General features: G+C 48.3%; 18 protein-coding genes. 6 read left to right on the plus strand and 12 right to left on the minus strand.

What is annotated here, in order from left to right; translation table 11 throughout:
- Window positions 1-41 precede the first annotated feature (41 nt).
- The 8 genes from B4V02_RS14780 to B4V02_RS14815 all read right to left on the minus strand — a co-directional run bounded on the left by B4V02_RS14780 (window position 42) and on the right by B4V02_RS14815 (window position 10369).
- Window positions 42-878 carry a hypothetical protein gene (locus tag B4V02_RS14780; RefSeq protein WP_094155405.1) on the minus strand — a complete coding sequence of 279 codons (837 nt, stop codon included), beginning with the start codon at window positions 876-878 and terminating at the stop codon, window positions 42-44.
- Window positions 879-890: 12 nt separating this feature from the next.
- Window positions 891-1643 (minus strand): vWA domain-containing protein, encoded by a 753-nt coding sequence (locus tag B4V02_RS14785; RefSeq protein ID WP_007430135.1) that lies wholly within the window; start codon window positions 1641-1643, stop codon window positions 891-893.
- Between the two features lie 72 nt (window positions 1644-1715).
- Window positions 1716-3767, minus strand: coding sequence for a serine/threonine-protein kinase (locus B4V02_RS14790; RefSeq protein ID WP_094155406.1), 2052 nt, complete (start codon window positions 3765-3767; stop codon window positions 1716-1718).
- Between the two features lie 295 nt (window positions 3768-4062).
- The gene (locus B4V02_RS14795) at window positions 4063-4338 is read right to left on the minus strand and encodes a WXG100 family type VII secretion target (protein WP_007430133.1); all 276 of its coding nucleotides are present in this window, start codon (window positions 4336-4338) and stop codon (window positions 4063-4065) included.
- A 246-nt stretch (window positions 4339-4584) separates the two neighbouring features.
- Complete coding sequence (locus B4V02_RS14800; protein ID WP_167383761.1) at window positions 4585-5121, minus strand: WXG100 family type VII secretion target; 537 nt, start codon at window positions 5119-5121, stop codon at window positions 4585-4587.
- A 5-nt stretch (window positions 5122-5126) separates the two neighbouring features.
- The gene (locus tag B4V02_RS14805; protein ID WP_094155408.1) at window positions 5127-5969 is read right to left on the minus strand and encodes a hypothetical protein; all 843 of its coding nucleotides are present in this window, start codon (window positions 5967-5969) and stop codon (window positions 5127-5129) included.
- Window positions 5970-5985: 16 nt separating this feature from the next.
- Window positions 5986-9981: a type VII secretion protein EssC gene (gene essC / locus B4V02_RS14810; protein WP_094155409.1), complete on the minus strand. Its 3996-nt coding sequence runs from the start codon at window positions 9979-9981 to the stop codon at window positions 5986-5988.
- A gap of 55 nt (window positions 9982-10036) precedes the next feature.
- A complete protein-coding gene (locus tag B4V02_RS14815) occupies window positions 10037-10369 on the minus strand; it encodes a hypothetical protein (protein ID WP_007430129.1) in 333 nt (110 codons plus the stop codon).
- A gap of 392 nt (window positions 10370-10761) precedes the next feature.
- Between B4V02_RS14815 and B4V02_RS26690 the strand changes: the two genes are divergently transcribed.
- Window positions 10762-11001, plus strand: a complete 240-nt coding sequence (locus B4V02_RS26690; protein ID WP_083837565.1) for a hypothetical protein — start codon at window positions 10762-10764, stop codon at window positions 10999-11001.
- A 224-nt stretch (window positions 11002-11225) separates the two neighbouring features.
- Here B4V02_RS26690 and B4V02_RS14825 read toward each other — a convergent pair whose 3' ends face one another.
- From B4V02_RS14825 to B4V02_RS14835, 3 genes are all read right to left on the minus strand, one after another.
- On the minus strand, window positions 11226-11564 hold the full coding sequence (locus B4V02_RS14825) for a L,D-transpeptidase (protein ID WP_007430127.1): 339 nt from the start codon (window positions 11562-11564) through the stop codon (window positions 11226-11228).
- Window positions 11565-11646: 82 nt separating this feature from the next.
- Entirely contained in the window at window positions 11647-12744 is a 1098-nt protein-coding gene (gene rsgA, locus B4V02_RS14830; protein WP_094155410.1) for a ribosome small subunit-dependent GTPase A, read from the minus strand.
- 483 nt (window positions 12745-13227) lie between these two features.
- A complete protein-coding gene (locus tag B4V02_RS14835) occupies window positions 13228-13824 on the minus strand; it encodes a DUF2087 domain-containing protein (protein ID WP_094155411.1) in 597 nt (198 codons plus the stop codon).
- Window positions 13825-14219: 395 nt separating this feature from the next.
- On the opposite strand from B4V02_RS14835, the gene B4V02_RS14840 reads away from it, so the two are divergent.
- The 3 genes from B4V02_RS14840 (at window position 14220) to B4V02_RS14850 (ending at window position 16280) form a co-directional block, all read left to right on the plus strand.
- Window positions 14220-15200 (plus strand): YpdA family putative bacillithiol disulfide reductase, encoded by a 981-nt coding sequence (locus tag B4V02_RS14840; RefSeq protein ID WP_094155412.1) that lies wholly within the window; start codon window positions 14220-14222, stop codon window positions 15198-15200.
- 13 nt (window positions 15201-15213) lie between these two features.
- Window positions 15214-15657, plus strand: a complete 444-nt coding sequence (locus tag B4V02_RS14845; protein WP_007430122.1) for a DUF441 domain-containing protein — start codon at window positions 15214-15216, stop codon at window positions 15655-15657.
- Between the two features lie 110 nt (window positions 15658-15767).
- Entirely contained in the window at window positions 15768-16280 is a 513-nt protein-coding gene (locus B4V02_RS14850; protein ID WP_007430121.1) for a hypothetical protein, read from the plus strand.
- Window positions 16281-16411: 131 nt separating this feature from the next.
- Here the strand turns inward: B4V02_RS14850 and B4V02_RS14855 are convergent, their stop codons facing one another.
- Window positions 16412-16714, minus strand: coding sequence for a HesB/YadR/YfhF family protein (locus B4V02_RS14855; RefSeq protein ID WP_094155413.1), 303 nt, complete (start codon window positions 16712-16714; stop codon window positions 16412-16414).
- 577 nt (window positions 16715-17291) lie between these two features.
- Between B4V02_RS14855 and B4V02_RS14865 the strand changes: the two genes are divergently transcribed.
- A complete protein-coding gene (locus B4V02_RS14865; RefSeq protein ID WP_094155415.1) occupies window positions 17292-19049 on the plus strand; it encodes an ABC transporter ATP-binding protein in 1758 nt (585 codons plus the stop codon).
- A complete protein-coding gene (locus B4V02_RS14870; protein WP_094155416.1) occupies window positions 19049-21229 on the plus strand; it encodes an ABC transporter ATP-binding protein in 2181 nt (726 codons plus the stop codon). Before B4V02_RS14865 ends, B4V02_RS14870 begins: the two co-directional genes overlap by 1 nt.
- Window positions 21230-21373 lie beyond the last annotated feature (144 nt).

Raw genomic sequence — 21373 nt, forward strand, 5'->3', positions numbered from 1 at the left:
CAGCCATCGGTATGGATGCAAACGTCCTTACACATATTCATTTACCACTGCAATTCAATAAACGCAGCATCATCATCAAGTCCCCCGGTATGGGAGGCATCCAGCAATACTTGTATCTGCTCATCTGGGACAGGCTCGCGAATGGGGTCCAAATCGGATAAACCGTCACTATATACCTGCAATCTCATCGCCATATCTGCGGGTATGCTTCTTTCGTACCAATGAGGCTTGCCTCCGATCGGTCCACGGCTTGTGGACCAGCGCTCCGCTGTAGAGAAGGTATGATCAAACAGCTCGCTGATTTCCTCCGTACCGTTCCATAGTCGCAGGCGTGAATCTCCCTGCCAGGCAAGTCTGAGACGCCCACGGGTACCGCGCTTCGGCAGTTCGATTCGACCGCAAATATACATGGACTGGCTTCCCTGGCGACGTTTGTCCTCTAATACTGAACGCATTAAGCCTGATTCATGACCCAAAGGCTGCCGATTCAGTTCCTCTGTAGCTGTACTAGCCAAACGTTCGAGATGCATCCTCAATTGATCAGCAGACAGATCCCGCCCCTCTTCCAGCCAATCCAGTAAAGAAGAGCCCAGATAGCGGGCTGCAAAATCTCCTCGATAACTGAGCCCGACACCATCACACAAGACAAAGCAACAGACGGATTTATGAATACGCACTGCGGCAAAATCCTGTCCGCTTTCCCCCATGCTGGCAGATTCGGCAGACCTTCCATAGCCATAACGACACAGAAAACGACTAAGATGAGATGATAAAGGCTGATCGCCTGTCTGAGAGCTTATATAAGCAAAATGCTGAGCCAGCCTTGCATTCATTCCCTTTCTTTTGCTCGCGGGGAGCAGAGACAGCAGTGGATTCATGCTTTTACCTCCTTACCGTACAGGCGTTGCGGCCGACATTTGAAAACCTATCGACACCAGTTCCGCACAGGTTCCAGGCAACATCATAATCGCTCCTTCACCCAACTGATAATCTGCCTCAAACAGCATTTCCCGATAGCTTTCAGGGAGTACAGAAGACATATTACGCAATTTCACAGCATGCTCATCCTGCAACGGCGTATTGTGCGTCAAGCCTTTCCAGCGACGAGGGTCCTGAATGGGCGTCTCCAGCAGTCTGTCGGATAAAAAGATATTTTCTACCAGTACATTGCCGTCCGGTACGCTCATGCTCATAATGCGCTTGGCAATCGGCTCCGGATCATCGCCTGTAGATACCCCATCTGTCATATGGCATACCAGAGGAGCAGGGCAATCCTGCATCCCCGGTAGCTCTGCCTGTAAAATACGCTCAGCTTGCAAGAAAGCCTTTGCCGAATCTGAAAACCGTTTGGGTGTCAAATCGGGCAACGAACCAATGGCCGCGATTTCATCAATCCCTTTTACACCATTCAGCAAATCATACACGTCGTCACTGTAAGCCAAAATCGCAATCCGATAGCGTGCAGTCAGACGATTCCCTTTGGTTGAACGGAACACCATCTGCCGGATCGCCAACGATATAGCCTCATACACAACGTCAATTCGCCGTCGCCCCTCCATCAGCATGTTCATCGACGCGCTGATGTCAATCAGGTAAATGATCAGGGCGGGGGTACGTTGTGATGCCTGTATTGTATAATTCATGGTTTGTACATGCTCCCCTCAGTTACCTTGTATCTTTATCTATCAGTCTATCCAGCATAAATAGTTCAAAAATTAAATTTTAGGCAGTCTAAAATTCGTGTCGCTTAAAAAGTTATAGATAGAAGAAGCCCGATATCCCACTTCGCCTACCGAGCGATAATAGGATGGATTACTATCATATAATGCTCTAAACTTATTGGCAAAGCTTTTGGCCTTTGCCGCGCTTCCCCCCTCCTGGGAGGCGTAGGCTTTGTTATACAGAGTAATAAGCTGAAGAACGTTCTCCTTGTTGCGCGCCTGCATCGACGCTTTTTGCTTTTGTTCCGCCTCAGTTGTCGCTTTACGCGCTGCCTCTTGCTGGGCTGCACGGGCTTTCTGGTCCTTTTTCCAAGCCAAATACTTTTCATACTTTGCCTGCTGATCATACGCTTTTTGCTTGGCCAGCTTGACAGCCGCCTGCTTATCCTTGTCCTTTTGCGCAAGATATGCTTCATATTTGACCTGTTGATCTATCAGAGCCTGCTGTTTTTTCTGCTCTTCCTGCTGTTTTTGGGCAGCAAGAGCCTGCTGCTTGGCCTGCTGTCTGGCCTTCTCTTCCGCTGCCTGCCGCTGCTTCTCAGACAATGCCTTGTACGCGGCCTCCTGCTCGGCAACCAGTTTGGCTTGCGCCGCCTTCGCGGCTTCTTCCTGCTTAGCTGCCTCAATTTGTCGCTGATTGGACTGATCCGCAAGAATGCTAACCGCTGGAATTCCAGCCGCTAATAGAACGACCGCAGCCGCTGTCGACACGATAAATGTTTTCGAACGATACCAGGCTGGCGTTTTTTCAGGTTGCTCCGATGCCTTGGGATTTAGCTGCTCCTCCAGTCCTGTAATAGCAGCCGATACCTCCACATGCAAAGGGCTGCCATCTTCCACAAAATGATATAACGAACGATATACCTCCAGCGCTGCAGCAGGTTTATTTTGCTGCTCAAGCTCACGGGCCTGTCGGAACAGTTTGTCTGTTACCCCTCGCTCCCCCTGCTCCTCAGCAGCATGATTTAGCATTGCAGCCTGCTCAGTTCCGGGCGGTGCAACCCAAGAGGAGACTGTCTCAACGGAAGAACTTTCCGTAGCTGCCGCTTCCACTGATGTTGCTGTTTCCGCTGCCTCCAGTTCCGTCGCCTCTGTTTCAACAGGAATATCCTGTTCCGTTATTGCATTAAGCACAACCAGCCACTCACCAAAAGTCGGACAACTGCTTAAATCCTGACTGTCCCAGGCACGGCTGAACAACTCTACCACCTTGCTCCCCCACCGGGTTTCCAGCGACTTTCGCAAAATGAAATATCGCTCGCAAGGTGTCTGCATTTCGTGCTGGTCAAAATAGCTTTCGCCCCATGCTTTATCTACAATTACACGGTCAGACCAGCCCAGCATTTCTCCAATAATAATGGCCCCTGCAAAACGATCTGCGTATGCGCTCCATAACCCACTGTGAACGGTACGGTGGGCGGCATATCCCGGTGAACCTGCCAATAGAGCGTCTGGCCGATCCATTTTGGTACTATACATTTGCTCCACGTCCACCAATTCTACTGCTGACGTGCCTTCAGGCAGTTCCACTTCAGAAAAAAACGGAAGCATGACATTCGGCGCTGATAAATCACAGTGTGCCAGTCCTTTTTGCTCCATAGCCGAACCGATCCCTGCCAGCGCTCTGGCTAAAGCCAGACTATCAGAAGCCTCAAGCTGACGCTGATCTGTGAGACAATCGAACCACGTCGTACCATGAATCCATGGCATCAGTACCGCATACAGCAAATCAGGCTGCTCGGCAATCAGACTTCCGTTTCTTTCTGGAGTGAGCACATCACGCTTGCACACCTGCAAACCGGGAATATTCCCGTATGCTTCCATATGCTCAGATTGATAAACCATAGCCGGGATACGGAACTTTGGAAAAAACACTTTAAGGGCTTTAGCCTCATGTGGCGCTCCACTTTTGGCATTCAACTGATATACAATGCCTTGGCGCCCCGCTTGAGCATAAGCCAAACCGGGTGCAGCCGGATGTCGTCCAACCACATAAGCTGTACCGTTTATGATCAATTCGTCTCCCGGATTCGGTTGAAAAGACATGAAACATCCCTCTCCTTACATCATTCAATATGCTAGTTTCCTCACTTTATTATAAACATCCGTGGATGGCAAGAAAACCGGGTGTCCTGAGATCGCCCGGTTTTCTTGAAATATAAGAAGGTACACGTTTGCCGTTATCCTCTGTTCTTATATTTATCGCAGAAATGGATATCATCCTGGTAAAGGACAGCCAAACCGTTTCTACATGGAACCACCTATACTAAACCGTGAGGAATAGTTCACATATTGCTTCTTCATAGAGTGGTAAATTATAGAGTAATGCCTTACTGGCAGCTTACTTGGCTTGGTCAACCGTACGGAATTTGTTAGCGATAGCCGTCAGTTCTTGGCTGATGCTGTTCAAAGTCGTTACGAAAGCTTGCATTTGCTTGCTGGCTTCCTGAAATTCTTGGAAGAAACGTTGCTTGGTCATACCTTCCCATTGACCTTCCATACCTGAGATGGACTGTGTCAGACTGGAAACGATTTGCTGACTTTGCTCACCGCTTTGTTTAAATTGGTTGGCTACCTGATCAACCTGTTCTGGTGTAATTAAAATGCGTCCTGCCATTTTTTGGAGTCCTCCTTGATGAAAAAATGTTTATTGTTTAACTGGTTCAAATTGTACTATGATTATTTAATTCCCTACAAAAGGCAAAGGTCCTAAATGCAATAATCCCACTTTTTAACTATAAAACAGCATCTAACAGTAGGATTTCGACAAAAAAACACCTAATAAGTCCCAAAGAACCAGGAATTATGCTATTCATTCCTATGAACCTCGCAATCAAACAGGATCATCACGAAATTAGCTCTACTAAGCGACAGGTTGATCTCTCGCTACAGACGGGTCCGTAAAATACCAATCCTGCGGACTGCTGGAGGTTGCCTGCTCCAGAATATCCTGATTCAGTGTTCCTGCATCTGAAGACGGTATGCCGGTAATGGCATGTACGACAGACTGCGGGTTTGAAATCAGATCGCTTCCTTCCGAAGTTTGCCCGGGCAAAATAGACGGGGATTGCTGATTCGACCAATCGAGCATTGTGACGGGTCGTCCCAATGGTTGGCTGGCTAATGACAGGATCGTATGATAGTCGTGGTCAACAGCCTGAAACTCCTCTGCCTTTCGGTTCAGTTGTGCACCTGATGTATGGAGATAAGCATGAATCTGCTCCGACATTCGCTTGGCCTGCATCCAATGATTCAAGACCGTCTCACGTGCAGATACATCCCAATCCACTGATTGTAACGCCTGCTCCAAACCTGCTGTTAACTGTTGAATTTGCTCCGCCGCATGCTGTAGCTGCCCGCTAAGCCCCCGAAGCACATCCGGTTCAACTCGAATGCGCATATCCATCACCCTTCTTCTGTCTCTTCTTCAGTTACTGCCGACTGTCTAAGCCAATTTAATAATAAATCCACAAACTGATTCCTCGAAGTCATGGCTGCAATAAGCCAGTCTCCATTACCATTAGAGCTCATACGAAATATCCAGCTCATTGCAGGACACAGGACAAAAGCAGCCCGTTGTGACTCCCACTCCCTGCCGTTCCAAACCAGCAATTGCAGCTCTCCTTCGGCTACTCGTGAGCTTAGCGACTGAGCCAGTTTGGCAGCCCCTTCCGCATCGCCGCTAGCCTCGGTTAGCTTACTGCTGATTAGAGGCACACTCTCTCCTGCAGATTGCTTGTAAATTTCATTAAATGCCTGCTTTGAAAACATGAGTGCTGGAGATTCAGGCAGGGGTCGATCTACCCAGCCCATTTTATCAATCAATGTTTCACAAGCCTTTTCCACATTACCCAGATCATACAGGCGGTATTCATCGGGTTCATCAACGGATTTCACAAGCTCCACGACACGCTCATTCGTACAATGAAGGTAGCCTTCAAACTGCTTGCCTTCCCGTGCATAGCGTATGCGGCAAGCCCGGTTAGATAATCCGGCAATAGCAACCCTTGAAAAAACAGTAGGGGGCATGGCCAATTCCTTGCCCTTGTCTACCCGTTTTAAATACCCCTTTTCCAAAAGAGCAGCTTTTACCTTCTCCCACTCTTCTGTCAATTCCTCCGCCAGATAGCCCTTAAACGGATCTTCCACCCCAAGCAGTCTGTCAGAACCCAGCACGCCTGCCAGAAAAAACAGTTCCTTCGACTTGAGAGTTATTAACTTCTGCTTGGAAGCTTGAAACGTTAACATTATGAGCCACCTCCCTTCAAACTACAACATGCCATCGGTCACGAATTTTCGTTATCCAATCCTCACAGCTCACTTGCTCTGAGAAAGGAATTGCCGCTTTAATCCTGGTAAATTTGCGCCGTACGTAGTATCCCTGTCCAGGCGGCAGGACTTTTAGGCCACCAGCAGCGGCATTCGCTTCCGAATAGGGGATACGAAAGAACGATAAATCATTCGAATCCAGTGTTCCAAAAAGCATACCACTTTGACTTGCCTTGACATCATTGAACCAGTCTACCCCAAAGGTCGGAAAATCAGATGGCACACCCGATAACACAACATGCACATTGCGATCACGTCCCAACCGTACAATGGCGGAGAGCTGATCCTTTACCATAAAATCGTTCAGCTGTTTGCTTAACATATCCGCATCATCAATAACCAGCAGTAACTCGGGATCATTTCCATCCTTGCTCCGCTGTTGAACAATATCATGCACTTGCTGTACCAGAGGCCCAATTTCTTCCTCGCTTTCGGCCGCAGCCTTGACATGAGGAAGATGCCGCAACCGTGATAGTCCACCGCCTCCATAGCGGGTATCAAGCGTATAGACTTCCAATTGCCCCGGTGAGGTGTAATAAGCCAGCGATAGGATCCAACTCATGAGAAAGGAAGTTTTTCCGCCCTCCATCGGACTGCCGACGATAAAATTAGGACCCTCTTTCAGATTCAGGAGGAAAGGCTCAAGATCGTCACTCTGTAGACCTACAGGCACCTCATAAGGGAGCGCATCGGAAGGCCCGCTTGTCCGATCCCACTGCTGCAGCAGTTCCGCCAGCGGAATACGCTCGGGCAACGGGAGAATGGCTGGAGCGTGCGCTCCCTTCCATTCCTGCACAATGCTCGCGATATTGCGGCGCAGCTGTGTCGAACGTTCCGCCTCATCTCCTCCCGGTGAAGGCAATGCCGTCTGGAACTCGAGTGGTGGAATATGCCCTTTAACCAGAGCACGGCCCGGAATTAAAAGTCCCGGCGTTTTCGCCGGTCGTCCCACCGCGTAATAATAATCACTTGGATCGGATAATTCAAAAGAAACAGCATTCGGAATGTTGCTGCGGAATTTCTCAAACACATCCGTAATCCGGTTCGCTGTGATGATGAAGGTGATACCTAAACTGCCACCTTCACGCAAAAGTGATTCCAGCAGTTCATTTTCATCCGGATAAGCATTGCGGAAATTAAGATAGCCATCAATAGCTACGACAATTTGCGGTACATCCTCAACCGCAGAACGACGATACGAGCTTATCGTTTTGACGCCGGCTTCTGAGATCATTTCCTTGCGTACAGCAACCAGCTTGAACAGATAACGGAACAACCGCTTGATCCGGTCGTCCTCCTCTGCCATCATCACAGAACCGATTTGCGGAAGTTCCCCAAAATCGCGCATCGTCCGCCCCATATCAATGATATAACCGTTCCAACGGTTCGCATCAAAGCGCTGAGCCGTTGACATCAGCAAAGTCTGCAAAAAGGTCGTTTTCCCCATGCCAGGCATGCCGTACACCGCCCAATGGCCATGATCCAGTGATGCATAAATCGGCTCCTGGCGCTGATTCGGCAGATCGTCGACCAGCCCGATGAGCGCCTGCAGCTCCAGAGGAGATGATGCACTATCCGTTTTCGTGCTTGGACGCAAATGAGTTAAATCAAGCAATTCAGGCAGCGGCGGAAGCCATGGTCCCTGAAGCCGCTCAATCCCTGCTTTAGCAGCCTCATTTGCAATATAATCAATGAAGATTTGAAGCTGCTTGGGAGCCTCTTCTCCTTTGAAGCCTGAACTGGCGCGTTCACCGCCCGTCAGCAGCGCTTCTCGTTTTCCGTTCAATCTCACTTCATGTACAGGCAGGGCGGAAGAAATATCACTGTTGCCTATATACGGCGCACCGCTCCAGGCAAACTGCATCTCCTCAAACACTTCATCGCTGCCGACTTGGAAGTATCCTCGTCCCGGCTTGGTAATCCACGCCGCATTCGGTATTTTCAACATATCACGGCTATCGCCTTCGCTCTGCACCCGGAGACAGATACGAAATCTGGAGTTGCTCCAGATTTTATCGTCTACAACACCGGCGGGCTTCTGGGTTGCTAAAATCAAATGGACACCCAAGGTCCGCCCAATCGCCGCAATACTGATCAGCTCGTCCATAAACTCAGGCTGATCCCGTTTTAGCTGTGCAAATTCATCAATAATAATAACCAGATGAGGCAGCGGCTGTTCGTGCCGCTGCCGAAGTAATCTGTAATATTCATCAATATGCTGCAAATTGCCTGCATCGTTCAATATTTTCTGTCTTCGAACCAGCTCTGCCTTGAGAGATATTTTGGCACGTTCAATCAAGTTGTTGTCCAAATTCGTAATCGTGCCCACAACATGCGGCAAGTTGACGAATGTGTTGGACATGCCGCCGCCCTTGTAGTCGATCAGCATAAAAGCAAGATCATGCGGGTGAAACTCGGCAGCAAGGGAGGCTACAATAGACTGAATAACCTCACTCTTCCCAGAACCGGTCGTACCCGCAATCAGGCCGTGCGGACCATGTCCCTGGCGCTCTATTTTATCATGCAGATTGATCATGATCTTCTTGCCGCCTGCTCGCACACCCATCGGCACAGGTAAAGTATCCGGATGGCGGTTGCGCCGCCACCGTTCTGTTACGTCCAGTTCCTCCACATCTGCTACGCTCATCATCTCAAAGAGAGGCAGTACAGATGGAATATCTGAAGCCGAGGAACGCTTCAAGCGAATAGGAGCCATATACCGGGCCAATGCATCTGCTTCCTCTTTGGACAAGCGATCCGGCTTAAAGCTCTGCTGTTCAACCTCCGCCGATTCCGATTTGCGGGCATATACCCCCTGCTCCTTCGAAGCCTCCACGATCAGCTGACACTGCATCGGCAATGCTTCCTTACGAGAAGCCAGCACAATCGTGCATGAATCAATGGCTCGTCCGTCTTCCAGCAATAATGGAAGCAAAGGCTCTTCCTCAATCAGCTGGCTATCGGATAAAACAATCACATAGCAAGGGATTTCCATTCCTTTTCCATGACGTTCGCTGCGATTGTTTTTACGGCGGTTCAGCCTGGCAAACAGAAAATCAGCCAACTGATGAGCGCTGCTGCTGCGATCTGACATCATCCTCTGGGTTCTGTCATCATCCCACACATGCGGAAGCCAGCGCATCCAGACCCATTCATTTTCCTCACGCTCATCATAAAAGGATGCGATTTTCACTTCATCCGGCGAGTGACGCACAGCCACCTGCGCCAGAATCACTCTTAAGGCAGCAAGAGTATGCTCTCGCTCACCAACCAGTCCTACCACTTTGGATTGAAACAACGGTAATGCAATGGAAGCCGCATCCACCAGACGAAACTCTTCCTCCAGCTCATCCGCAGCCCCGAGCAGAGGGTCACGATCGTAACCGTCCGGGCGAGGGATTTGCAATTTAATATGAAAGGGAACTTGTCCAGTCCCAATACGGACCTGTAAAAAATCCTCATCCTCCGGCGAGCGCTCCCAAAGGGAGCTGTTACGGTTTTTGACGATTTGGGTGCATATTTGCGGATCACCATGAATTTCATACAATGTACGAATCTGTTCCTCACGCTTAAGCTCAAGCTCTTCGCGATGCTTCTGGAGCTGTTCCCGGTACATCCGGTCGCGTTCCTCCAGCTTGCGCTTATATTCCTTCTTGTTACTTAAGTAGACGAAAAAAGGAATTGTATAAGATGTAAGCATCATGACTACAGTAATCATCTGAAACATCAAATAGTTACTATTGCCCATCTTGCCTGTTTTGCTCATATATACATAAAAGCCTATCGTCACCAACGTCATCATTAACGGTATAAGTATAGATATAATAGAAAAAGACGGCTTGCTCGGCTCTGCCGGGGGCCGTAAAATCTCCAGCTTCTCCTCGCGGAGGGCCGGCCTTAATCTCGGGGATCGCTGGTATAATACATTCAAGACAAAAGTCCCCCTTTTCGCTTACTATTTCATTTTACCAAGGTTTCATATAATTTCATGTGTGTATTGACCCATTTTTTTCGTTTTGAAACAGCGAACGCCGTCCATATACAGGCGCTTCGTCCTGGGTTGTCGAAAAGGCACGCTGAATACGCACCGTACAGCCTTCCCGCAAACCTGCCCCAGTAAGCAGCTGGACGTCCTCCACTCTGAACCAAAGCCCCTCCGGAAACTTTGCTTCCATAATATATTGCATCCCCTCCGCCGGAGGCTCTCCAAAAATACGCACACCCAGCATCAGCTTCAAATGCTCCACCGAATATTCATCAGCCACCTCGATGTCAAACCACTCTGTTTCCTGTCGTCCTGAAAGCACGGTCAGGATCATCTGTCATCCCTCCCGATCCTTGATCAATACAATAAAGTTCCCACAAAAAGCCTATTTTCGATAGAAAGATGGCTATCGTAACTGTAGCATTCGCCCATTAAACTGTCAATTTGTTACAAAATACCCACTCTCAAAATGATTTAAAGACTTTAGTCTCATTCTCATGAATTAATAGAGTCAATTGAATCATAAATATGTATTTGAACATTTTTAATAATCGCATCTGCGTCATTTTGTCAATTAGTTAGAACTAAACTCGATTGTTATCCAGATTATTGTGAACAGTTTGTAAATTTCTCAGACCTTTATGTTTTTATAAGGTGTTTTTAAGGTAATTTTAAGAAACGGGCTCTACAATAAAGCCATGAAATAACTCAGGTGAGGTGATTTTTGTGAGAACATTAATTACATTTCAAAACAAACGTATTCCCGTATACATTAACCAAGAAAATAAACAACCCGTACAAAAAACATTAAAACTTCTAAGCAATACTTTGGAGAATAAAATCTCCAGCGGCAAACGTGCCCTTAAGAAATGTCTCAACTCCTTGATCAGTATAGAGATAATCGGCTGTGAAGCCATCCTGCATAGCGTTAGTGAAAATGATTCATTGGCACTGTCCCTCTACTAAGAGGGACTATTTTTTTGTCTGAACACAGAGCTATGAACGACAAAGAGGGCTCCAAACGGATTGAAGCCCCGTGTCCGTATACAGCCCAAACCGTAACGGGTCAGCGTACACAGCTTAAAGATGCTGCTGTTTAGTATAAACCATGCTCACAGACTCAGCATATACTGGGATTTGCGATTTCACCGCCTGAATGTAAGGCAGACTCCAGACTTCTAAGTATATTGTTAAGACTGGATCGTTACTGGTGTGCCGATGCTTACCTTCTCCTGAAGCTCAAGCACATCCTCGTTATGCATTCGGATGCAGCCATGTGACACCAACTGGCCAATGGACGAAGGATCATTGGTGCCGTGAATCCCATAATGCGGCTTGGACAGCCCCATCCAGAACGCTCCGAAAGGACCGCCGGGATTGGGCTGCTTGTTAATGATCGTAAATTGTCCGCTCGGCGTCTGTGTAGCCACTTTACCAATACCGACGGGATAACTGGCTACAATCTGATCGCCATCCTTCAAATATAAACGACGTTCGGTTAAATCCACCACGATATTGTAGTTCGGCATATGCTCACCCCTTTACACCATATGCCGATCACAACTCAGATTTTCTTGTATTTTTACCAAAATTGCTTCAATTCAGCTCGGCTTACCATTCCACATCCCGTCGCCAGCCACTTCGCTGATCCCTTCGACCTGAGGTTGTGCTGGTACGGCCATCCTTTCTGCGTCGGTCCGCTTCCTTGCGCGCCTGATATTCCAGCTCTCGCTGCATTTTGCGATAATTGTTCACTCTGGATTCAGACAGTCTCCCCGTCTGTACAGCTTCCTCCACTGCACATCCGGCTTCGCCCTTGTGCTTGCAATCTGCAAATCGGCATTTCTGCGCTATGTCGGTAATATCAGCAAAGGTATGAGCGACACCCGTGGAATCATCCCACAGGTTAAGCTCGCGCATGCCAGGCGTATCCAGCAGAACGGCTTGCTTGGCGATGGGAAAAAGCTGTCGATGAGTTGTCGTATGCCGTCCCCGGCTATCCTCCTCTCTCACATCCTGTGTCAACTGTACTTCAGTCCCGGAGAGCCAGTTTACAATCGTTGATTTGCCGCTCCCGGAAGAACCTGTTAAAGCAACGGTACAGCCGGGTTGAAGAAACGCCTCCAACTGCTCTCTGCCTTCGTTTTGCAGCGCAGAAATAACGATGACAGGCACACCGGGAGCTACCCCCTCCGCTTCTGCGATCCGTGCCTCAACATCGTCACAAAGGTCGCTCTTACTCAACACAACCACCGGGTTCACCCCACTGTTCCAAGCCATAATTAAATACCGCTCCAGTCTGCGCATATTAAAATCATGATTCAACGCATTTACGAGAAAAAGGGTATCCACATTGGTCGCTATCAGCTGCTCCTTTGTCTCAAAACCCGCAGCCTGTCGGGATATTCTGCTTTTGCGCGGCAGGACGGCATGAATCACAGCATCCGACACTCCATCCGGTGTGCTGATCGCCACCCAATCCCCGACAGCCGGCATCTCGGCGGGATCATCGATGATATGTCGCAGCTTGCCAGAAGCTGCTCCCCAGCGTTCCCCATCCATCGTGATAAGCTTGACTTTTTGCCCATAATCGGCGATCAAGCGGGCAGGCCGCAGCTGTGAATGTCCTGCACGTTCCTCAAAACTTTGCTTCCATTGGTCCCAATAACTGTTCCACTCATCAGACCAACCGTATTGATGTATACTCATTTTTTTCCTCCTGAAAATCATCTTTTTGATTGTAGTGTTATTCGATATCGATATGTGCACATTTTTCCTCCCGCAAGCAAACAACGCAAAAAATCCGCAGGGAAACCCCTGCGGAAAGTATGCGGCTGAAGCCGATGTAATCCGTGTTCGTTACGTAAGCAAGCGGCTTATGCGCAAACTGCTCTCCGGAACCAACAACCCTATACAAGGACACCTAACCGTAAAAAAATCCGCAAGGAATCACTCCCTGCGGATTTCGTCGGTTCTACTGTCCAACCAACTGCCTAGCTAAAACTATATATGATACAGTCTTAACTGAGCATCGTCCGTGCGGGAGACAAGTCATTCTGCTGCTGAACCCATCCATTATTGTTCGTACGCATATAACATCGCCTCCTCCTAAAATTTCCTTTATCATACAAGTCGATAAATCATCTGTCAAGCCTGCCGCAAAACTTTTTTTTAATCTTTTTTGTGTTTCGTTTAGCGTACCTGATCCCAGCGCGTCCACATCTCACGTGGATTCAATTCGTACATTTCCCGTTCCCTATACATAAACTGATGCATAATCAGCTCACGCCGAATCGTCGCAAAATCGTCATGGTACTGTTTAATCCACTCGTTTAATTCACGTTCAGGATACACGCGGCCCGGCTCCAGCTTTTCAGCCAGCATCTGAAGCACGATCAGCTTTTTCTTGTACTGTGCAGGAATTTGGCGCAGCTTGCCGTCCTTGGCAAAAAAATTACGTAAAACCGTCGCCTCCAATGTTTCATTAAGCTCTGACATCTCTTCCTCACCCTCTCCCTTTTCGAAGATAAAACGTACCGTCGCCTCGGCATGCTGCCGGATCAGCTCCGGATTCAATGTGAAATACACCGTATTTTTATCCCGTCGTTCTTTGATTAATCCAGCCTCACGGAGTTTGGAAGCATGATGCGTAACGGTCGGTTGGGATAAATTCAGCTTTTTCGCCAAAGCCTGACCATGCAACTCCCCACGGGACAACAGGAGTAATATGCGCATACGCGTCGGATCAGCAAGCGCTTTATGATAATTGACCATCTTATCCAGCTGCATCGTGATAACACCTCTTTTCCTTAATCCTTACTTGCTCTGCAAAAAGCGAGACTTGCCCTACAAACGAACTTAATCAAAATAGATATTGATCTAATTATATGTATATCAAAAATGTTTGTCAAAAATATCTGTCAATCATATCCTCCCATCACTTCTTCCTGAAAACGGCTGGATATTATGTACGCATTGCGGTAGGATTATTATTTGAAAAACTTCTTACATACCCGTGCATTTTGCATCAATCCAGAGCACAGCTTTCATGGATCAAAATATTAATCAGAATGATTCTGACCGTATATATTTTGTACCAACGAGCGACTGGAATCGAATGATGCGCAATGCTAATCCTGCGAAATACTTACGCAGTAGAACAATACAATTGGAGGTTCATCTATATGCATGACGTAATTATTATTGGCGGCGGTCCATGCGGGCTATCCGCTGCTATCGAATGCAGCCGCAAAGGTTTGCAAACCGTTATTATTGAAAAAAGCAACATTGTCCACTCTATTTTTCTGTATCCGACGAACATGCAGTTTTTTAGCACCGCCGAGCTATTGGAGATTGGTGATGTTCCATTCAGCACCCCCAATGACAAGCCTTTTCGTCATGAAGCTTTGGCGTATTACCGTAAAGTAGCGACACATTATAACCTGAACATTCAGCATTATGAGGAGGCTCGAACCATCGCTCGTCAGGATGACGGTACATTCACCGTTCATACCATGAGCAAGCGTGGAATACCCCAATCGTATTCGTCCCGCTATGTTGTAGTGGCTACAGGGTATTTTGATCATCCGAACTATTTGGGCATTCCCGGGGAAGAATTAGATAAAGTCACTCACTATTTCAGCGAAGCCCATCCTTATACAGGAACCCGAGTCGCGGTCATCGGCGGCAGTAACTCTGCAGTAGATGCAGCGATGGAGCTAGTGCGGGTCGGGGCTACGATTGATATGGTATACCGTCGGACCGAGCTGTCTCCCTACATCAAACCGTGGGTTCGTCCACTGTTCGACAGTATGGTACAAAAGGGGAAAATTACGCTGCACTTAGGTGCTCGTATTACGGAGATCCATCCAGATCATGTAGTAGTCACTCCGCTGGAGGCCGAAGCGTTCCGACTGGAAAATGATTTTGTTCTGGCACTAACCGGGTTTCACCCGGAACGAAAACTACTGGAATCGGTCGGCGTCCACATGGCTGAAGATCTGGATAAACCCGAGTTTGATCCTGCCACGATGGAAACGAACATACCGGGTATATATGTGGCGGGCGTGATCGCTTCCGGCAGCAATGCCAATGAGGTATTCATTGAGACAGGGCGCTGGCATGGACGTCAAATTGCTGAGCATATTCAAAGCCAAACGAACTAAGGAGAACACCGACATGGATTACAGCTCACTTATTTTACTGGCGCTGGCCGGTCTTGGAATTATCAGCGGCAATTCCACGGTGACCATCGCCATGGTCGTATTATTGCTACTGCGGGTAACTAGTTTGAATTCTGCTTTCCCCTGGCTTGAAAAGTACGGCTTGACGATCGGAATTATCATGCTGACAATCGGGGTCATGACCCCGCTAGCCAGCGGTAAAATCAGCATCAATCAAGTGATGGAGTCCTTTCTGCACTGGAAGTCACTGCTCGCGATTGCCATCGGCATCCTGGTAGCCTATCTTGGCGGTCGCGGAGTAACCCTGATGTCCGGTCAGCCTATCATTGTGACAGGTCTGCTCATCGGGACTGTCATTGGCGTTGCCTTCTTTAAGGGTGTACCTGTAGGGCCGCTTATTGCTGCCGGACTGCTGTCTCTCTTGATCGGCCGCTCCTAAACCCTTGGCTTATGGTCCGAATAAAGCAATCTGCATGTTGGGCTGAATTCAGTCCCGCTTTTGTGTTATACTCTTATCGCATAATTTGGTAAATGCAGGAGGCTTGACCGATGTCTCGACAATTTGTAACGGAAGCTGTAATGGTGGCCATATACGGCCAGTTGCTTACATCTCCCGCCCCTGTTGAATATATAGTGCCTTACACATCACTGCTGGAGCTATACGAGTTTAAGGATAGCACGGAGCCTCTCATGGATAATCCTATGGACGACCAGCATGTGAAGCGAAAGGTAAGCGAGCTCATCAGCTATTTTGAGGAGCCGTTGAATCAGAAAAAAATAAGGCGTGCCCTTCAGATGCCCTGGGCCAAAAGCTTGCCCATTCTATTCGACGCCAACACCTCGCTTATTGTCATTAATGCTGTGGATACGGCGCACTATGGAGAATATTTTGATCCGATCGAAACCGAGCTGGTACTGACTGCCCAGCGTGAAGCATTGCCCATTTTGACAGATCAATTGGATTGGATTCACCGCATTATTGAAGCTTCTGTACCTGTGCATGTATATGACATTGATGATTTTGATTTTGCGGTCGATGATCCGATGTTTAACAATCCTTAACATATGTCATACCTCCTTAAACGCAATAAAGCGGCGGTGTATCATGCGCAGGCTAATCCCCTGCAGCACGATGCTCCGCCGCTTTTTCATGTCCACAAACAACTCTTGCACATTATTTCAACACTGGGACATTACGCTTGCGTTTCCTCCGTGTAGGTGTAAATAATGTCGTCATGTTCCTCCAAATACTTGACTTGCAGATCATGACCCTTCAGATACCAGTAATCCTGGTCCTCCATATAAAACGTAATGCCAGCCGCTTCATGCTGCAATACGGGATGCTGCGGAGGCTCTACGGCAATTCCCAGAGAAAAGCCTGGATGCAACCCGCCGCCAGAACTGTAACGAACAAAAAAACGGATCGAATCACCATGATTCAAACCAAGCTCCTTAATGTACCACTGTGCCGCAGGCTCAGTTACCTGTATACTCATGCGTTATGCTCATCTCCTTGTACAATGACATCCTGCCAACTATATCATAGCATCTTTTGGAATGGCCACCAACCGCCTGCTTTAGCCAGCCTTTCGGTACAAGTCATATACATTTTTTTGAAAAGGGTTTGACAATTCGCAAATAAGGGTGTTAAGATTCAACCATACGAGATCCATTTTGGAATTTATTACAATTCGTACGATTACTCATGTAAAAATGAACCCATTTTGAGGAAGAAAGGAGTGTTACCGGTGCTAAAATTCCCTATTGTATTTCATCTACACACACAACAACTTCATACCGGAGCACCTCCCCTGTCGCAACTTTCCGAATTGGGCCATTCACGTTGTATGGTTTAATACGAATGTTTGCCTGTGTTTGAGCAGTTTTTCAGTGGTGAGTGTGCTGAAAATACCTGCACGCCATATGATATTGAGATTTAAGGCATATCGTCTGTGGACGGTATGCCTTTTTTGCGCCTGTTGCCTGATCAAGCTCGTGGCAGAAACTGCTGTTGTTTTTTCAAAATGGTACACAACTCTCGAATGAGCTTGTTATGAAAGGATGGGATTCCTCTTGTTTTCGGTACTCAAAAATTTAAGCTGGTTTTTTAAAAAAGAACGAAGCCGATACTCCATTGGATTGTTTATGCTGATAGCCGTTGGTATTGTAGAGCTGGCTCCTCCTCGTCTGCTAGGCAGCGCCATTGATGAAATCGTGCGCGGTACGATATCCTGGTCCTCCCTTTGGCGTTATATTTTTATGATCTTGGGCATTCTCGCCGTCATCTACTACGTTACGTACATATGGATGCACAAGCTGTTTGGTGGGGCCAATCTGGTGGAGCGTCTGCTTCGTACGCGCTTTATGAATCATCTGCTGCGAATGACGCCGCCTTTTTTTGAGCGCAATCGTACAGGTGATTTAATGGCTCGTGCCACGAACGACCTGCGTTCCGTAGCTAGTACAGCGGGCTTCGGGATGCTGACATTAACAGACTCGACGGTCTATCTGACCGTGGTATTAGTTGCCATGGGCACCCTGATTAGCTGGAAACTGACACTGGCGGCTATCCTGCCGCTGCCTTTTATTGCCCTGGCCATGAGCATTTACGGCAAAGCCGTTCACGAGCGCTACACACTCGCACAGGATGCATTTGGCGATATGAACGATCAGGTGCTGGAATCAGTGGCAGGCATCCGGGTCATTCGCGCCTATGTCCAGGAGCGGATGGATGAAAAGCGTTTCGCAGATATTACCGAGGATGTGTTTCGTAAAAATTTGGCAGTCGCCCGAATGGACGCTCTCTTTGAACCAACCATCCGCCTCTGCGTAGGACTTAGCTACGTCATCGGCCTCGGCTATGGTATTTATCTGGTCTTTCATAACGATATCACGCTGGGCGAGCTGGTCTCCTTTAACATGTATCTGGGAATGATGATTTGGCCGATGTTTGCCATCGGTGAGCTGATTAACATCATGCAGCGCGGCAGCGCTTCTCTGGATCGGGTCAATGAAACGCTCAATGTCCAGCCAGACGTACAGGATGCAGCCCATCCCGTATCGGTTAGCCGTCCTGAGTCCATTACGATGAAAGATGTTACCTTCCGTTATCCCACCTCCACTGTCGATAATTTGTCGCATATGAGCCTGGAGTTGAAACGTGGTGAAACGCTAGGCGTTGTCGGTCGAACTGGCAGCGGAAAGTCCACTTTGCTCAAACAACTTTTGCATGAGTACCCGACAGGCAGTGGTGATATTTTAATCTCTGGCACAAGGCTGGAGGACATTTCCATTGAGCAGCTGCACAGCTGGATCGGCTACGTGCCGCAGGAGCAAATTTTGTTTTCCAAATCGGTACGCGAGAACATTCAGTTCGGTAAGCCTGGTGCAGATGATGACGACATCATGGAAGCTATCCGCACTGCTGCCTTTGATCAGGACCTGGGGACCCTGTCCGATGGACTGGATACACTCGTTGGGGAAAAAGGGATCGCCCTGTCCGGCGGCCAGAAGCAACGTGTCTCGCTGGCGCGCGCCTTTATCGGTGAGCCGGATATTCTGGTGCTCGACGATGCACTGTCTGCGGTAGATGCCCGGACGGAAGCGCGTATTATCGAAAATATCCGGCGTAAGCGCTCGGGTAAAACAACCCTGATCTCCACTCACCGTCTCTCGGCTGTCGAACATGCAGACCGGATCGTCGTGCTGGAGCAAGGACGCATTATTGAGGAAGGAACCCACAGTGAGCTGCTTGAGGCTGGCGGTTGGTACCGGCAGCAGTATGAACGGCAACAAGTGGAATCTGATCTGACCTCAGGGGAGGTATCCTAATGAAACCCAATATCGGCAAAAGGCTGTTCCAGTACGCCCTGACGAGCAAAGCAGGTTTTATCGCTGCACTCATCGCATTGGCCATTGGAGTAGCCGCCGAGCTGGCCGGACCCTTCATCGCCAAAACGATGATCGACGACCATATGCTCGCTATAGAAAAACCATTTTATGAAACAACGAGTGTGGACGGTACTGTAAGCTTTGCCGGAACCCACTTTAAGCGTGAAGACCGCTTTGAGCCCGGAGAAGCCAAAGGTCGCGAAGCGAGAATTTTACAAGTGGGCAAATCCTTTGTATTTGTTGATGGCTCGGTGCAGGTGGCTGACGGCAACCGCTCCTTTGCTAACGGTACGCTAACGGTGACACGCGGCTCCGATACCTTTCGCTATGAAGCCAAGGCTTTGACTGCTGATGAGCTGTATAGCTTTTACAAACCGGAAATGCCCGGCATCTTTCAACTGATTGGCTGGTATTGCTTCTTTCTGGTCGTTTCGATCTTTGCCGAGTTTGGCAAAACGTACTGGCTGCAATCCTCTGCCAACAAGGTCATTCAGAAGCTTCGGCTAGACCTCTACGCGCACATTCAGCGCTTGCCGGTTTACTTTTTTGACAACCTGCCCGCAGGCAAGGTCGTATCGCGTGTTACGAATGATACCGAGGCGGTCAAAGACTTGTTCGTAGCTGTATTGTCAAACTTTACCTCAGGTATTGTGACGATGACAGGGGTATATGTTGCCCTCTTCCTGCTGGACTTCAGATTGGGCCTGATCTCCTTATTCATTGTGCCGCTGCTGATCTTGTGGATTGTGCTATATCGCAAGGTTGCCACCCGCTATAATACGATCATTCGATCCAGGCTCAGTGAAATCAATGCGATTATCAATGAATCTATTCAGGGTATGTCCATTATTCGTGTATTCCGTCATCAGAAGCAAACGCAAACCGAGTTTGAAGAATTGAATGATGACTATATGAAGCATCAGAATAAAATGCTGAATTTGAACGCTTTTACTTCGCACAATTTGGTCAACGTGTTGAGAAACCTCGCCTTTGCTGTGGTGTTATGGTATTTCGGGTCCAAGGCGCTTGGCACTACAGACAGTGCGATATCGCTAGGTGTCCTGTATGCCTTCGTCGATGTGCTAGGGCGACTGTTCCAACCTATGACAGGTATGGTCAACCAACTTGCCGTACTGGATACGTCCATCGTGTCCTCCGGACGGGTATTTGAACTGATGGATGAAACCGGAGAGCCCGTGACGGACGGCACCATGCCGCGCTACAAAGGGAAGGTAGCATTTGACGACGTATCTTTTGCCTACAAAAAAGATGATGTGCTTAAGCATATTTCCTTTACAGCACAGCCTGGCCAAACGGTTGCCCTGGTCGGACATACCGGATCAGGTAAAAGCTCGATTATTAATCTGCTGTTCCGCTTCTATGATCCGCAGAAAGGAACGATCACCATTGACGGAACGCCTGTCAAGGAAATCCCTAAGCAATGGCTTCGCCATCATATGGGCATTGTTCTTCAAGATCCGTATTTGTTTACAGGTACGGTAGCCTCCAATGTCAGTCTCGGAGACAGCCGCATCACCAGAGAACAGGTGGACAAAGCGCTGCATGACGTTGGAGCTGACAAACTGTTAGCTCATTTGCCGCAAGGCTTTGATGAACCTGTTATTGAAAAAGGCAGCACATTATCTGCCGGCCAGCGCCAGCTTATTTCCTTTGCGCGCGCGCTGGCCTTCGATCCAGCCATTTTGATTTTGGATGAAGCTACTGCCAATATTGATACCGAAACGGAAGCGCTCATTCAATCTGCCCTTGAGGTGCTTAAAAAGGGGCGCACGACCTTTATCATCGCTCACCGTTTGTCGACCATTCGCAGCGCGGACCAAATTTTGGTGCTGCATCGGGGTGAAATTGTGGAGCGCGGTAGCCATGAGGAGCTTATGGCTCATGGCGGTCGTTATTTCCAAATGTATCAGCTTCAGTCGGGAACGGTTGGAACAGATGCAGCCTCATCACCTGCGCAGGACGGCTTGCTTGGCGGTAAAGATACTGTAGCCGCAATGGCTACGGTTTCTGGAAAGTCTGACAATCGGTCGAGTTCCAGCGCTTCGCAGAAAGCAAGTTCCGGCCAAAGCGGCCCCGGCTTGGTTGGCGGAAACGCTTAAGTCGGCTTGTAAAGATGAAATAAACGACTTTGCCTTGGGCAAATGACTCGCGTGATGCATTAAAATTAAGCATTAAAAAAAACAGCAAGTTTCCATTAGATATAGGAGACTTGCTGGTTTTATTTTTGTATATTGCTACATTCC

The sequence above is a fragment of the Paenibacillus kribbensis genome (genome assembly GCF_002240415.1).
In the GTDB taxonomy this organism is placed as follows: domain Bacteria; phylum Bacillota; class Bacilli; order Paenibacillales; family Paenibacillaceae; genus Paenibacillus; species Paenibacillus kribbensis.

Excerpts from the sequence above, each read along its gene's own strand:
- B4V02_RS14800 (WP_167383761.1), bottom strand. The coding sequence starts at position 5,121 with ATGCGCATTCGAGTTGAACCGGATGTGCTTCGGGGGCTTAGCGGGCAG.
- B4V02_RS14815 (WP_007430129.1), bottom strand. The coding sequence starts at position 10,369 with ATGATCCTGACCGTGCTTTCAGGACGACAGGAAACAGAGTGGTTTGAC.
- rsgA (WP_094155410.1), bottom strand. The coding sequence starts at position 12,744 with ATGAGTATACATCAATACGGTTGGTCTGATGAGTGGAACAGTTATTGG.
- B4V02_RS14845 (WP_007430122.1), top strand. The coding sequence starts at position 15,214 with ATGGATTACAGCTCACTTATTTTACTGGCGCTGGCCGGTCTTGGAATT.
- B4V02_RS14805 (WP_094155408.1), bottom strand. The coding sequence starts at position 5,969 with ATGTTAACGTTTCAAGCTTCCAAGCAGAAGTTAATAACTCTCAAGTCG.
- B4V02_RS14835 (WP_094155411.1), bottom strand. The coding sequence starts at position 13,824 with ATGCAGCTGGATAAGATGGTCAATTATCATAAAGCGCTTGCTGATCCG.
- B4V02_RS14850 (WP_007430121.1), top strand. The coding sequence starts at position 15,768 with ATGTCTCGACAATTTGTAACGGAAGCTGTAATGGTGGCCATATACGGC.
- B4V02_RS14790 (WP_094155406.1), bottom strand. The coding sequence starts at position 3,767 with ATGTCTTTTCAACCGAATCCGGGAGACGAATTGATCATAAACGGTACA.
- B4V02_RS14825 (WP_007430127.1), bottom strand. The coding sequence starts at position 11,564 with ATGCCGAACTACAATATCGTGGTGGATTTAACCGAACGTCGTTTATAT.
- B4V02_RS14780 (WP_094155405.1), bottom strand. The coding sequence starts at position 878 with ATGAATCCACTGCTGTCTCTGCTCCCCGCGAGCAAAAGAAAGGGAATG.
- B4V02_RS14870 (WP_094155416.1), top strand. The coding sequence starts at position 19,049 with ATGAAACCCAATATCGGCAAAAGGCTGTTCCAGTACGCCCTGACGAGC.
- B4V02_RS14785 (WP_007430135.1), bottom strand. The coding sequence starts at position 1,643 with ATGAATTATACAATACAGGCATCACAACGTACCCCCGCCCTGATCATT.
- B4V02_RS14840 (WP_094155412.1), top strand. The coding sequence starts at position 14,220 with ATGCATGACGTAATTATTATTGGCGGCGGTCCATGCGGGCTATCCGCT.
- B4V02_RS14855 (WP_094155413.1), bottom strand. The coding sequence starts at position 16,714 with ATGAGTATACAGGTAACTGAGCCTGCGGCACAGTGGTACATTAAGGAG.
- B4V02_RS14795 (WP_007430133.1), bottom strand. The coding sequence starts at position 4,338 with ATGGCAGGACGCATTTTAATTACACCAGAACAGGTTGATCAGGTAGCC.